This is a genomic window from Bacillus sp. WC2503 (assembly GCF_052682895.1).
Map to the genome: position 1 here is coordinate 3,550,418 of NZ_JBQYMD010000001.1, position 14,675 is coordinate 3,565,092.

The following is a 14,675-nucleotide window of genomic DNA, read 5'->3' on the forward strand; positions in this document are numbered from 1 at the left end:
TACAGTATGCAAGCTAAAAAACTTAAGATCCTCACACATTTCTCCTCATTTATGAAAAAAGCCAAAGCCAAGGCACGCTTGACTTTGACTTTTTGTCATCTTACTTATTATGTTTGTACTTAAATTACTTGTCTTCTTTTACTTCTTCAAATTCAGCGTCTACTACATTATCTTTTTTCGCGCCAGCGTCTTGTGCTCCTTGTGCACCTTCTGCTTGCCCTGCAGCTGCTTGAGCTTGCTCGTATAATTTAACGCTTAATTGTTGTACGATTTCTTGTAAAGCATCTTTTTTCGCACGGATTTCATCAAGATCGTTTTTCTCAATTGCCGCTTGCAACGCTTCTTTCGCTTCTGTCGCTTTTGCAACCTCAGCCGCATCTACTTTACCTTCTAAATCTTTTACAACTTTATCTGTTTGGAATACAAGTTGGTCAGCTTCATTACGAAGTTCAACTTCTTCCTTACGTTTTTGGTCAGCGTCAGCATTTGCTTCTGCTTCTTGTACCATACGATCTACTTCTTCATCAGAAAGACCTGAAGATGATTGAATTGTAATAGCTTGCTCTTTGCTTGTTCCTAAGTCTTTTGCACGTACGTTAACGATACCGTTCGCATCAATATCGAATGTTACTTCGATTTGTGGAATACCACGTGGTGCTGGTGGAAGATCCGTTAATTGGAAACGACCTAATGTTTTGTTGTCAGCTGACATTGGACGCTCACCTTGTAGTACATGAATGTCTACTGCCGGTTGGTTATCAGCAGCTGTTGAGAATACTTGTGACTTACTTGTTGGAATTGTAGTGTTACGCTCGATTAATTTCGTGAACACACCACCCATAGTTTCAATACCTAAAGAAAGTGGAGTTACGTCTAATAATAGTACGCCTTCTACATCACCAGTAAGTACGCCACCTTGAACCGCAGCACCTAATGCTACAACTTCATCAGGGTTTACGCCTTTGTATGGCTCTTTACCAGTTTCACGTTTAATAGCTTCTTGAACAGCTGGGATACGAGTAGATCCACCAACAAGGATAACTTTATCTAATTCACTTGGAGCAAAGCCAGCGTCTTTTAATGCACGACGAGTCGGCTCTAATGTTCTTTCAACAAGACCTGCTGAAAGCTCTTCGAATTTTGCTCTTGTTAACGTTAATTCTAAGTGTAATGGGCCAGCAGCTCCAGCACTAATGAATGGTAATGAAATTTGTGTTTGTGTTACACCTGAAAGATCTTTTTTCGCTTTTTCAGCTGCATCTTTCAAACGTTGAAGTGCCATTTTATCTTGGCTTAAATCAATGTTATTTTCTTTTTTGAATTCAGCTACTAAGTGATCGATGATAACTTGGTCAAAGTCATCTCCACCAAGGCGGTTGTCACCAGCAGTTGAAATAACTTCGAATGTGCCGTCTGCTAACTCAAGGATAGATACGTCAAATGTACCGCCACCTAAGTCATATACTAAGATTTTTTGCTCTTCATCTTGTTTTTCTAAACCGTAAGCAAGTGCTGCTGCTGTTGGTTCGTTAATGATACGCTCAACTTCTAAACCAGCGATACGACCAGCATCTTTCGTTGCTTGACGCTCTGCATCGTTGAAGTATGCAGGTACTGTAATAACAGCTTTCGTTACTGTTTCACCTAAGTATGCTTCAGCAGAAGCTTTTAAGTTTTGTAAAATGATTGCAGAAATTTCTTGAGGTGTAAAATCTTTACCTTCAACTTCTACTTTGTAGTCTGTACCCATATGACGTTTAACAGACATGATTGTATTTGGGTTTGTAATTGCTTGACGCTTCGCAACTTCCCCAACTTGACGCTCTTCATTTTTGAAAGCTACAACAGAAGGTGTTGTACGGTTTCCTTCTGGATTTGGGATAACCTTTGGTTCTCCACCTTCCATAACAGCTACACAAGAGTTTGTTGTACCTAAGTCAATACCGATAATTTTACTCATGGCGAATCCTCCTACTTTTATGTAAATTATTGATTTACTTTTACCATTGATGGGCGAATCACACGGTCTTTTAGTTTATAACCTTTTTGGAATTCTTCAACTACCGCGTTTGATTCAAATTCACTGTCTTCCACTTGCATAATAGCTTGGTGTTCATTCGGATCAAACTGTTTACCAACAGCTTCAATCGCTTCCACACCTTCTTTAGTCAACGCTTCTAGCAATTGACGATGCACCATTTCCATACCTTGTAACAAGGATTTCGTTTGCTCGTCAGTCGCTTCCACTTGCATCGCTCTTTCAAAATTATCAAGAGCTGGCAAAATATCTGAAACTAGACTTTGTGCTCTATATTTGTCAGCAGCCTGTTTATCCATTTGGACACGGCGCTTATAATTTTCAAAATCAGCTTGTAGACGTAATGTGCGACCTTCCGTTTCCGTTAGTTTCGCTTGTAACTCATCTACTTTTTCTTGTAAAAGAGCAGCCTCACTTTTTTCTTCTACAGTTTTTTCACTGTTTTCTGGCGTGACAGCTTCTTCAACTTGCGCTTCTTTCACTTCTTCTACCACTTGTTCGTTACGCTCTTCCACAATTTTCACCTCCTTAAAAGGTATTAGGTATCATGCTTAGCATGATTACCTAAGCATTATATATTACACACAGCAATGAAAATTTCATCACTTGAGCGAATGTATTACTCTCATTTACTTTTTAAGTCCGTCTGTAAACTGTCTTGTAAATAACTGCAGTAAACTAATTACACGAGAGTATTGCATTCTCGTCGGACCTAAAATTGCAATTGTTCCAAGTTGCTCTTCTCCAATCGAATACGTTGCAGAAATCAAACTGCAATCCTCCATTGCCGTAGAAGAATTTTCTCTACCAATTTTCACTTGAATTCCGACTTGTTTATGACGCAAAATGTCATAAAACGCAGCCTCATTATCAATCATCGTCAGCAAAGATCTTACTTTATGAATGTCATGGAACTCCGGTTGCGAAAGCATATTCGCTTTCCCTCCAAAGTATATCTTTTCCGATAACGGAACTTGAAATGTACCATCTAACATTTTTATCGCACTATCGTAATTATGAACATACCCACGTAAAACTGTAACAATCTCTTTAAAGATTTTATTATGAAGTTCTGCCATCGGTACACCAGATAGCTTTTCATTTAAAATGTTAACCATTTTTTCTAAATCTGATAAATCAACAGATTCCGGAACGGTAATCGTTTTACTTTGTACATGCCCTGTATCCGTTACAATAATAGCGACTGCTGTTTGACGATCAAGCGGCACAATTTGTACGTTTTTAAGTTTATTTGTGCTTAACTTAGGCCCTAGAACAATCGCCGTATAGCTCGTAAGCTCTGATAAAATTTGAGCAGATTGCTGTGCAACTTTTTCTGCTTCAAAAATTCTTTCAGCAAATAAATCTTTAATTTGTACAATTTCATCGTTCGGTAAGTTTTGCGGCGCTAAAAGATGGTCTACATAAAATCGGTATCCTTTCTCAGAAGGAACCCGTCCAGAAGAACTATGTGTTTTTTCAATAAAACCTAATTCTTCTAAATCAGCCATTTCATTTCGAATAGTAGCTGAACTAAATGTGATTTCTTCTTTTTTAGCCAACGTTCTAGACCCAACGGGCTGCGCTGATCCAATAAAGTCATCAATAATTGTTTGTAAAATTAAGAGCTGACGTTCCGTAAGCATCTCATCATCACCTCTGTTAGCACTCTTTGTCTTCGAGTGCTAAATCTATTAATAACTTACCAAAATTGACATTCAATTGTCAACGGAAACGTCACGAAATAATGAATTTTTTTCACGTTTATGAAACATTTAATTAGTCAATCAAAAATGACTGGAACACTTCATTCCCTAATAATTTCCCTTTTCGTGTTAAACGCACATATCCATCTCTTTCTTCAAGCAACCCTTGTTCTTGATTGCCTTGTAACTGCTTCGCGAAAACTTGATCCATCTCTATATTGAATTTCTTTTGGAATGCTATTTTAGAAACACCTTTTGTTTTTCGAAGTCCTAAAAACAACTCTTCTTCCATTTTTTCCTTCTCAGTCACTTCATGAACATCTAAATAAGGAAATCCTGTTTCATCAATTTTATTAAAATATTGCTTCAGCGGACCTACATTTTGAATACGTTCCCCATTTACATAACTATGCGCTCCAGCTCCAAATCCATAGTACTCTTCATTATTCCAGTATGTGAGATTATGTCTACTTTCATTATCACCTTTTGAGAAATTACTAATTTCATACTGGCTATAACCGTGTTTCTCCATTTCATCCATTACCATTTCATACATTTTCGCTTCATGGTCTTCACCCGGAAGACGCAATTTCCCTTTATTCATTAAGTTATAAAACACTGTTTTGGGTTCCACAATTAATGAATATGCCGAGAAATGTTGTACACCAAGCGTAAAGGCAATGTCTAATGTTTCCTTCACATCTTCTATCGTTTGTCCTGGCAAAGCATAAATAATATCTACATTAATATTTTTAAAGCCTACTTCTTGAGCTTCTCGAATCGCTAGGAATGCATCTTCCCTCGTATGCTTGCGCCCGATTTTCTCCAGCAGTTCATCACGGAACGTTTGCACACCAAAACTAATTCGATTCACTCCACCTTCTAGCAGTACATTCAACTTCTCTTTCGGCAGATCTCCTGGATTCGCTTCAAATGTCAATTCACAATTCGGAGCAAACGGACGCAAATGACGATTAATAATCTCGAGTAATTTTTTTGTCTGTTCCATATTTAATGCTGTCGGCGTTCCTCCACCAACAAAAATCGTTTTCATACTATCAAACGGTACTTTTTGAACCGTATTTATTATTTCTTTCTCTAAGTACTCTAAATATTGATCTACCGGTTGGCGTTCAATAAACACTTTATTAAAATCACAATAGTGACAAATATGCTGACAAAACGGAATATGAATATATGCAGCTTGTACCAAATATAACTCCTACCTTTCTAAAAAGAAAACCTCCGCACTCCGGAGGGTTCTCTACTTCTCTAACGTATTACGGATTTGTTCCATTCGCATTTTTCCCCAATCATACATCATTTCAACGATTGGTAAAAGTGACATGCCTAGTTCCGTCATATAATACTCAACACGAGGAGGAATTTCGGGATATACTGTTCGATCAACAATCCCATCTTCCATTAACTCTTTTAATTGGTTCGACAAAACTTTATGAGAAATGCTTGGGAATAACCGTTGTAATTCGCTAAAACGATGAGGCCCTTCCACACCAAGATGCCACAGTATCACAACTTTCCACTTTCCACTAATAATAGAAAGCGTCAATTCCTTTTCACAATTAAAATTACCATTTTGTAGTTTCTCTTGAATATCTTTTCGAATATTTTCGGACATTAATAATCTCCTAACTCTGTATGAACTAAAAAGCTCTCTCACTATTGTAAATGAGAGATACTAAGATGTCTAAAAAGTAATGATACAGAAAAAAAGAAGCCGCATAAACGACTCCTTCTTTATTTTATATTAGTTGTCATCCATTTTCAGTACAGCCATGAATGCCTCTTGCGGTACTTCTACAGAACCAACAGACTTCATACGTTTTTTACCTTCTTTTTGCTTATCAAGAAGTTTACGCTTACGAGAAATGTCACCACCGTAACATTTTGCAAGTACGTTTTTACGCATCGCCTTAATTGTAGAACGTGCTACAACCTTGTTTCCAATAGTAGCTTGAATTGGCACTTCGAACTGTTGTCTTGGAATCAATTCTTTTAATTTCTCTACGATTACTTTACCACGGTCATACGCTGAATCACGGTGCACAATGAATGATAAAGCATCCACTTGTTCATTATTTAAAAGAATATCCATTTTCACAAGTTTAGACGGTTTATAACCAATTAACTCGTAGTCAAATGATGCATATCCTTTCGTATTTGATTTCAATTGATCGAAGAAGTCATATACGATTTCTGATAACGGGATTTCATATGTTAATGTAACACGCGTTTCATCTAAATATTGCATATCAATAAACGTTCCACGTTTACCTTGGCAAATTTCCATTACAGCTCCAACATAGTCATTCGGAACCATAATTGAAGCTTTAACAAACGGCTCTTCTACACGATCGATAGACTGTGGATCTGGCATATTAGATGGATTATCAACAATAACATCTTCACCGTTTGTTAAATAAACTTTATAAATAACGCTTGGCGCTGTTGTAATTAAGTCAATCTTAAATTCACGTTCAATACGTTCTTGAATGATTTCCATGTGAAGTAAACCTAAGAATCCACAACGGAAACCAAATCCTAGCGCTTGAGATGTTTCTGGTTCAAACTCAAGAGCAGAATCGTTTAACTCTAATTTTTCTAACGCATCACGTAAATCGTTATAACGAGCAGAATCAATTGGATACAGCCCACAGAATACCATCGGGTTTAATTTACGGTAACCTGGTAACGCCTCTGCAGCCGGACGTTTCGCATGTGTAATCGTATCACCAACACGTGTATCACCTACGTTTTTAATAGATGCTGCTAAGAAACCTACATCACCTACAGTTAACTCATCACGCTGCGTTGTTTTCGGTGTAAATACACCTACTTCTGTTACTTCAAACTCTTTACCAGTTGCCATCATACGTACTTTATCGCCAACTTTTACCGTTCCGTTTACAACACGGATATATGCAATTACACCACGATATGGATCATATAAGGAATCGAAAATCATACATTGTAACGGCTCTTCTGAATCACCCGTCGGAGCTGGTACTTTTTCAACGATTTGTTCTAAAATGTCCTCAATACCAATGCCTGCTTTTGCCGAAGCAAGTACAGCTTCCGATGCATCTAAACCAATTACATCTTCTACCTCTTGACGTACGCGTTCTGGATCCGCACTTGGTAAATCGATTTTATTAATAACTGGTAAGATTTCTAAATTATTATCAAGCGCTAAATATACGTTTGCTAATGTTTGCGCCTCAATCCCTTGCGCTGCATCAACAACAAGAATTGCACCTTCACAAGCCGCTAAACTACGAGATACTTCGTACGTAAAATCGACGTGTCCTGGCGTATCGATCAAGTGAAGAATATACTCTTCACCGTCTTTCGCTTTATACGTTAATTGTACTGCATTTAATTTAATTGTAATACCGCGCTCACGCTCTAAATCCATAGAGTCAAGCAACTGAGCTTTCATTTCGCGCTGTGTTAACGCGTTTGTTTTCTCCAAAATACGGTCTGCCAACGTTGATTTCCCGTGGTCAATGTGAGCAATGATGGAGAAGTTACGAATTTTGGACTGTCTTTTTGCTCTTTCTTCTTTATTCATCTATGTTCTCAACTCCTAATAGTCTCGCCAATATACACTAGCACTGATTATATCAATAGAGCAGCAAAGATTCAATGAAAACTCGTGCTGCTTACAAGACAAATCATTCTATCTATATCTTATGCGAACAAACCATAAGAGACAAACCTTTTTCAAATTAAAAAACGGCTGTCGTACAAAACGATAAGACAACCGTTCTTCCTGCTACTCTTAGCTAAAAATCTCTTTCACTTTCCCAACAACTATATCCGTTCCAAACTTTGTTATTTCATAAGCAACACTTGCTATCGCCATACCAATTCCTTCTACGACATTAAAACTTCTTAAACTTTCTAATTGTTTTTGTTTCTCAATAGTTGAAAACGAACTTCCCAAAATTTCTGATTCAGCACTCGCACCCTCTGTCCCTGTCATATGAGCTATTTGTTCATACGACAGCTGCTGATAACCTTTCATACTTTTCAAACCATGATTAGCAAGCGCAACTCCTGCTATCATCATAAGTAAACATAAAACTGCACTACATATACACAGAAGTGCAAAACGACTTAAACTATCATCGTCTCTCCCCCTCAATGTGTATATGCTCCCGTATTATCTTGGTCAATTTGATGATGCAGCGCTGCATTTAACCCACTCGCTATTACATTTGCCATATCCTCTATAAAAGCATCTACTTCTTTTGGGGTCACCATTAAATTATGACCGAGAGGAGACAGTACTTCATAGATCAATTTTCTTTTTTCTTCTTCTTCCAACGTACCAATAGCACCTAAAAACATATTCCTACTTTTTTCATCCGGCATATCTTCTTCTGTTAATTTTTTCTTTTCTCCGAATGAAAATCCCGCTGGTAATAAAGACCGTGACGGCTTATGTCCCTCTTTCATCTCTCTTCCAAAGTGCTTCAAAATAAAATCGATCGTATCACTCGTAATAGAAACTGCGTCTACTACAGTTGGAACACCAATCGCAATAACAGGGATTCCTAATGTTTCTTTACTTAGCTCCTTACGTTTATTCCCAACACCAGATCCAGGATGAATCCCTGTATCCGAAATTTGTATCGTACTATTTACACGTTCAATAGAGCGTGCAGCTAACGCATCAATTGCAATTACAAAGTCTGGCTTCGTCTTCTCAATGATTCCATAAATAACATCGCTCGTTTCAATTCCTGTAATTCCCATTACTCCCGGACGAATTGCACTAACAGGCCTAAAACCTTCTTCTATACTTTCAGGCTGCAATTGAAACAAATGTCTCGTTACCAATACGTTTTCTACAACTATCGGTCCAAGTGCATCCGGTGTTACATTCCAATTCCCAAGACCAACAATTAAACAGCTCGCTTCTTTTGTAACGCCAACCTCTTCTAAGAAATAAGAAAATTCTTTCGCAAAAATACGCTCTACCTTTTGTTGCAGTTCCGTATCTTGTTGACGTATACCTTGCACTTCAAGCGTTAAATAATTTCCAGGTTTTTTACCCATCGATTCAGATGCAACTTCATCAATTGTGACTTTTGTAATTGTAATACCCTCTTCTTCCCTCTCTTTTACAATAACTCCTTGTACCCCTTCTTGTTCTTCTTGGCGTTCTTGCAACATTTGATGCGCTTCTACAGCAAGGTCAGTTCTAACACTATATTTACTTAAATCTAATGGTTCTTTCATCGTATCTCCTCCGTAATTCATAGTAAATATCGTTAGATTTCCCAAAGTTATATAAGGTCATTCTTTCCTTTACGTGAAATTTCATTGATATACTATTGCAATTCTCTTCACCGTTTGATAGAATATCACTTGTTCTATGTTAAGAATCGAGTCATTCGATTGCACCAGGGAGGTGAAAAGTATGGCAAACATCAAATCTGCTATCAAACGCGCTAAACTTAGCGAAGAGCGTCGTGCACATAACGCTTCTATCAAGTCTGACATGCGTTCTGCTGTTAAAACTGTAGAAGCTTTAGTTACTAATAACGATCTTGAAAATGCTAAAGAAGCTTTCAAAACTGCTTCTAAAAAACTTGACAAAGCAGCTCGTAAAGGTCTTATCCACCAAAACGCTGCAGCTCGTCAAAAATCTCGCTTAGCGAAACAAGTAAACGCGTAAGGCGTTTAAAAAACGATCCATTTGGATCGTTTTTTTATATACAAAAAAGTTCACGTAACAAGTACATGAACTTTTTTGTATCACTACATATGATTTAGCCGCAGCAGGAAAAACTCAAGCACAAGTTTCTTATCCATTTTCCCCGTCTTCATACTATAATCAGCTTCCGCTAATTCTATAATAACTTTTTTTAATTCTTCAAAAGAGAAAAACTTCGTTTGATTCATCGCCAACTTTACACGATACGGATGTACACCAATATGAGACGCGATTTGATTTTGTCCGTAACCACGTTGTTGCAACTCTTTCACTTGATGCAGCAAGCGGAATTGACTCACTAATAACGCAAGCAATTTAATCGGTTCTTCCTGCTGCGTAAATAATCCATCTAAAATTTGCATTGCACCCGCAATATCCTTTTTCACTACTTTTTCTGTCAAAGCAAATACATTTTGCTCCACAGACTTCGGCACAAGCTCTGTAACAAGTTTTGGTGTAATCTCTCCGCCCATACCAACGTATAACGTTAACTTGTCCATTTCCTTCGCCAACATCGTTACATTACTTCCCACAAGCTCTAATAACAAACTAACAGCTGCATTATCAATATGCACATGTACTTCATCAGCACGAGCACCAATCCATTTCTGAACATCTTGCACTTGCATCGCATTCGCTTCTACTACATCCGCTGTTTTCTTTAATAGTTTTGTAATTTTTTTTCGTTCATCGAGTTTTTCGTAAGGCGCAACAAAAACAAGAATAGAAAATGGAGAAGGTTCACCAATATATTCTTCTAAAATTTTTATATTTTGTTCTAACTTTTCTTTTTGTGAAGTTAAAAAAAGTGGTGATTTCATTAATAGTACTTTCCGTTCCCCAAAAAAAGGAAGTGTACGCGCATCCTCAACCACATCTTCTAAATAGGATTCTTCCAAATCGTATGTCACAACATTAAATTCTCGATCTTCCTCTTCAAGTGCTTCTGTTGTAATAAGCTTTATCGTTTCATTTATAAAAAACGCTTCCGTTCCATACAGTAAATATAACGGAGCAAACTGCTTCTTATTAATTTTTTTATGTATATCACTCATACTTTTTTCCTACTCCCTAACTTGGCAATATATATTTATACTAATGCCCTAGCTTTTGTTTTACAAGTACAAAGGAACAGGCTTTACAACCCGCCCCTTTATTTATATTAAACGCCACGCAATAAGTCCCGGGTTTCTTATTGGTGTGCGGTAATCACCTTCCCTTTATTATTCACAATAAAAATCCGAGTATAAGTGCCAACTCTTAACATGCTTGGAAACGAAAAACTCATGTCACTTAACGAACTAGAAAGTAGTAAAAATACTCGGTTCCTCTTCATATGGAAATTGTAGATTTTTTTCTGACAATATTTTATACTAAAGTGGAATGTTGGGGAGGGATTCTAAATGAATGATTTTGAACAAAATGTTCAAAGTAAACGCAATGACGCTATTGATTCAGGGGTAGGATTTATCGTCTCATTTGGTTTTTTCGCAACACTTTTCATTATTGCAACTGTTATTAAATTCATCGGTTCTTAAAGGCTGCCATTTCATGGCAGTCTTCTCTTTTTCATCTATTATGTATTTCATCATATGTGATTTTACTTTTAAAGGTTCCGGTTTCCCCTTTAAAAACATAGGAAATAGCACCTTGTTTATCCGTTCGCCATACTTCAGTACCCATCTTCTCAAAACGCTCTATCACCTCCTTATCCGGATGTCCATACCTATTCCGTTCTCCCACAGAAACAATCGCTATACTAGGCTGTATAAGCCTCAAAAAAGGTGCTGTAGATGACGTTTTACTCCCATGATGCGCAACTTTTAAAACATCCGCCCGTAAATATGGATATGTCGATGCTAAAAGTTCCTCTCCCTCTTCTTCTAAATCACCTGTAAACAGCCATGTTAATCCTCCTAATTTGGCCCACATTACAATTGAAGAGTTATTTTCACTTTTTTCTTTCCCTTTCGGAGCTAGTATAAAAAATTCCGCTCCATTTATACTCCAACACTCCCCTTCTTCCACTATACTTATTTTCACTTCTTTTTCTAATGCCTTTTTCTTTAACACCTTTTCTAATACTGTCTCTTGTTTCTTTTGACCAAATACAACTTCTTTTACAGTTATATACGATAATAAATCTGATGCGGCACCTATATGATCCGCATCTCCATGCGTTATGATTAATTTATCAATTGTTTTCACACCTTCCTTTTGCAAAAAAGGAACAAGAATATCGTGACCAACAGAAAATTCATGCTTTTTCCGTTGCCATTCTTCTTTATTTATCCGAAGTGTTCCACCTGTATCAATAAGATAAACCCCTTTATCATATGGAAGTCGAATTAATATTGCATCACCTTGTCCAACATCAATAAATGTCACACTCCCACTCTCGCGAAAATACGGGTATACATAATGACACGTGCTAATAAAAAGAAATCCACTCATGACTATGAATACAATTTTTTTCGGCAGCCCTCTTTCCAAGACGATCAATATACTAACAATCATCACACAATATACAACTATAAGAAGTATAGATGTTTGCCCGAAAACAAGGCGGGGAAACGGTAAGCTTTCACAATAACTTAGTAAATTATTAGAAATAATTAAACCTACTGACAGTATATTTGCAAGTCCTTTTGCGAGAAATGGGATAATTGGTATAAATACCAGAATAATAATACTACATGGTAATACAAGTATAGATAAAAATGGAACGTATATGAGGTTGAGGAAAATACTATATGGAGAAAAATAACCAAAATGATATAACAAAATCGGGGTACTAACGAGCTGCGAGATAATAGAAATATAAATAGCATTTCGAATTATTCCATTACTATGCCTTAGTAGTATCGGAGCAGATAAAATTAAAGCGAAACTACCTACAAATGAAAATTGAAATCCTATATTAAAAACAAGATATGGGTCGTATATAAGCATACATATAGCCGTTATACTTAAGGCATCTAAACTAGATAAGCGAACAGAACAAATGAAAGCAACCAACAATAAAACACCTGTTATAGAAGCTCTTATAACAGACGGTGATGCGCCTGCTATAATCATGTACACTGGAATACAAACAATTAGAAATACTGTCGCCATCTCCTTCGTCACACCAATTCTCAGTAAAACAAAGTAAACTATCACCATTAACAGAACAATATGCGACCCTGAAATCGCCAATAAATGCACAAGACCAAATTGCTGATACTGTTCTTCAACTTCAAACGTCATTTGTTGTCGGTCACCAAATAATAATGCATTCATAAAAGCACCTGATTGCTCTGGAAACATTTCTGTAACTTTAGAGATTATGTGCTGCCTATAAAAAAGAATCCATTGCACAAATGATAATGATGTTTTTTGGCACTCAGAAATATATGTAGCATGGAATATAAAATGAATATTTTGTTTATATAAATAATCTCGGTAATCAAAACCATGAAAATTCCGAGCAGTTTGCGGTTCTTTCCTCTCACCTTTGAATACACAGGATACTCCCGCATATAATTGTTGTAATTGTTTCTTTTCCAAGGCTGATTTCATTTTGTAACTTAACTGCACTGTATTTTTATTCTGATCTTCAAATTGAAAAGATAGGCGATCCCCATTAATAAGAGGTGTATTTTGTATCACCCCTCTTGTAGCTTCATAGGGCTCCCCTAGAGGCTTATTTTGTCCTTGAACATACGAAGTGTACATAGCACCACTAAAACACGCTATCATACAAAAAATGAAGGTTTTACGCGAAGTACGATATAAACAGAAGAAAACATATAAAACGAAACAACAAGCAATCCATAAAAATGACAAGGAAAAGGCGATTGCAATCCCCATTATAAAAGAGATTGCAATATAGCCCCATTGTTCATGCAACTTATACTCACTCCTTATAGCATCATTTTTGCTTTCGTGAATACATGTTGTAATTCTTCCATTGATAAATTATCTTTTTCGAAAGACGCAAATAATTCTGTTAACTCCGTATAACGTTTTTGCTCCTCTAATGCAGCAATATCATATTCTAGTGGAACATGCTTCACTGTTACATTCGCTTGTTCAAATAACTCTATGGCGTATGGATGATTTTTATAATCCTGCGCATAATAAACCGCTGTAATACCACTTTGAATAATTGCCTTACAACATTGTAAACAAGGGAAATGCGTAACGTAAATTTCTGCTTCTTCTGTTTTCGCACCAAACTTGGCACATTGTAATAAAGCATTCATTTCTGCATGAATTGTACGAACACAATGATTATCAATGACATAGCATCCATCATCGATACAATGCACCCCACCTTTAATTGAACCATTATAGCCGCCAGCAATAATCCGCTTGTCACGAACGATTGTTGCCCCTACTGCAAGTCTTGTACATGTACTACGTAAAGATAACAAATGACTTTGCGTCATAAAATATTGATCCCACGAAATTCGTTCCATATTTTTCACCTTCTTTTTTGTCTACTTGTAGTGTAGCGAATGAAGAAAAACTTCGTCAATCTTTTACGGAATAATAATTTGATCTTTTATTTTTTCCAAAGACTTCACACCAATCCCATCAATCTCTAATAAATCTTCTATTTTCTGAAACGGACCATGTTCCTCTCGATATTTCAAAATACTTTCCGCTTTTCGAGAGCCAATGCCTGTGATTTTTTCAAGTTGCTCTTTAGAAGCTGCATTTATTTGAACTTTCCCTTCCCCCTTTGAAGAGGTAGCCACATCTTGCACTTGCTCATTTTTATTGGGTACATAAAGAATCATTTGGTCTTGTACAATTTGTGCTAAATTCACCTTCTTTATATCTGCCTCGGGCAAAAAACCACCCGCCTTTTCAACCGCATCCTTGAATCGATCCCCTTCTTTCATTTCATACACCCCCTCTTTAACAACGGCCCCTTTCATGTCAATTAGTATTTTTTTCTGTTCCTTTGCACCTAATATTTTCGGTTTACTTTTTTTCTCTACATCTTTCGCCTGAACATCCGTTGCAATGACCAATCGCTCTGTATGCTGGTTTGTTTTCCAGAAAAAAAGAAAAAGTACAGTTACAATAATAGCTACTAACCCCAACCATTTTTTCGGAAAATCCCACATCATTTTACACCTCTAATCATAAATTTATAACATCATTCATATTGTTTAGGAGAAAGCTGTTACGA

14 protein-coding genes are annotated in these 14,675 nt (G+C 36.8%); 2 read left to right on the plus strand and 12 right to left on the minus strand.

Features of this window, described 5'->3' with window-relative positions; genetic code table 11:
• Positions 1–124: 124 nt before the first annotated feature.
• The 8 genes from dnaK to gpr form a co-directional block, all read right to left on the minus strand.
• Positions 125–1,960, minus strand: a complete 1,836-nt coding sequence (dnaK, locus tag ACUN26_RS18205) for a chaperone protein DnaK (protein WP_000034694.1) — start codon at positions 1,958–1,960, stop codon at positions 125–127.
• 26 nt (positions 1,961–1,986) lie between these two features.
• Entirely contained in the window at positions 1,987–2,553 is a 567-nt protein-coding gene (grpE, locus tag ACUN26_RS18210; protein ID WP_000392715.1) for a nucleotide exchange factor GrpE, read from the minus strand.
• Positions 2,554–2,667: 114 nt separating this feature from the next.
• Entirely contained in the window at positions 2,668–3,684 is a 1,017-nt protein-coding gene (gene hrcA / locus ACUN26_RS18215; protein WP_000954961.1) for a heat-inducible transcriptional repressor HrcA, read from the minus strand.
• Between the two features lie 133 nt (positions 3,685–3,817).
• On the minus strand, positions 3,818–4,957 hold the full coding sequence (hemW, locus tag ACUN26_RS18220; RefSeq protein WP_000249447.1) for a radical SAM family heme chaperone HemW: 1,140 nt from the start codon (positions 4,955–4,957) through the stop codon (positions 3,818–3,820).
• Positions 4,958–5,008: 51 nt separating this feature from the next.
• Positions 5,009–5,383, minus strand: a complete 375-nt coding sequence (locus tag ACUN26_RS18225; protein WP_001293547.1) for a winged helix-turn-helix transcriptional regulator — start codon at positions 5,381–5,383, stop codon at positions 5,009–5,011.
• Between the two features lie 129 nt (positions 5,384–5,512).
• Complete coding sequence (gene lepA, locus ACUN26_RS18230; RefSeq protein WP_001030961.1) at positions 5,513–7,336, minus strand: elongation factor 4; 1,824 nt, start codon at positions 7,334–7,336, stop codon at positions 5,513–5,515.
• A gap of 210 nt (positions 7,337–7,546) precedes the next feature.
• Entirely contained in the window at positions 7,547–7,912 is a 366-nt protein-coding gene (locus tag ACUN26_RS18235) for a YqxA family protein (RefSeq protein ID WP_001214892.1), read from the minus strand.
• Positions 7,909–9,012: a GPR endopeptidase gene (gpr, locus tag ACUN26_RS18240; protein WP_000662628.1), complete on the minus strand. Its 1,104-nt coding sequence runs from the start codon at positions 9,010–9,012 to the stop codon at positions 7,909–7,911. The genes ACUN26_RS18235 and gpr overlap by 4 nt, the downstream gene beginning before the upstream one ends.
• Positions 9,013–9,193: 181 nt before the next feature.
• Between gpr and rpsT the strand changes: the two genes are divergently transcribed.
• Positions 9,194–9,451: a 30S ribosomal protein S20 gene (gene rpsT / locus ACUN26_RS18245; protein ID WP_001274011.1), complete on the plus strand. Its 258-nt coding sequence runs from the start codon at positions 9,194–9,196 to the stop codon at positions 9,449–9,451.
• A gap of 83 nt (positions 9,452–9,534) precedes the next feature.
• Here the strand turns inward: rpsT and holA are convergent, their stop codons facing one another.
• Entirely contained in the window at positions 9,535–10,545 is a 1,011-nt protein-coding gene (gene holA / locus ACUN26_RS18250) for a DNA polymerase III subunit delta (RefSeq protein ID WP_001279936.1), read from the minus strand.
• A gap of 348 nt (positions 10,546–10,893) precedes the next feature.
• On the opposite strand from holA, the gene ACUN26_RS18255 reads away from it, so the two are divergent.
• Positions 10,894–11,028: a YqzM family protein gene (locus ACUN26_RS18255; RefSeq protein ID WP_000997609.1), complete on the plus strand. Its 135-nt coding sequence runs from the start codon at positions 10,894–10,896 to the stop codon at positions 11,026–11,028.
• A gap of 31 nt (positions 11,029–11,059) precedes the next feature.
• Here the strand turns inward: ACUN26_RS18255 and ACUN26_RS18260 are convergent, their stop codons facing one another.
• The 3 genes from ACUN26_RS18260 to ACUN26_RS18270 form a co-directional block, all read right to left on the minus strand.
• Positions 11,060–13,381 carry a DNA internalization-related competence protein ComEC/Rec2 gene (locus ACUN26_RS18260; RefSeq protein WP_002093259.1) on the minus strand — a complete coding sequence of 774 codons (2,322 nt, stop codon included), beginning with the start codon at positions 13,379–13,381 and terminating at the stop codon, positions 11,060–11,062.
• A gap of 14 nt (positions 13,382–13,395) precedes the next feature.
• Positions 13,396–13,953: a ComE operon protein 2 gene (locus ACUN26_RS18265; RefSeq protein WP_000439778.1), complete on the minus strand. Its 558-nt coding sequence runs from the start codon at positions 13,951–13,953 to the stop codon at positions 13,396–13,398.
• Positions 13,954–14,016: 63 nt separating this feature from the next.
• Complete coding sequence (locus ACUN26_RS18270; RefSeq protein ID WP_000989942.1) at positions 14,017–14,613, minus strand: helix-hairpin-helix domain-containing protein; 597 nt, start codon at positions 14,611–14,613, stop codon at positions 14,017–14,019.
• Positions 14,614–14,675 lie beyond the last annotated feature (62 nt).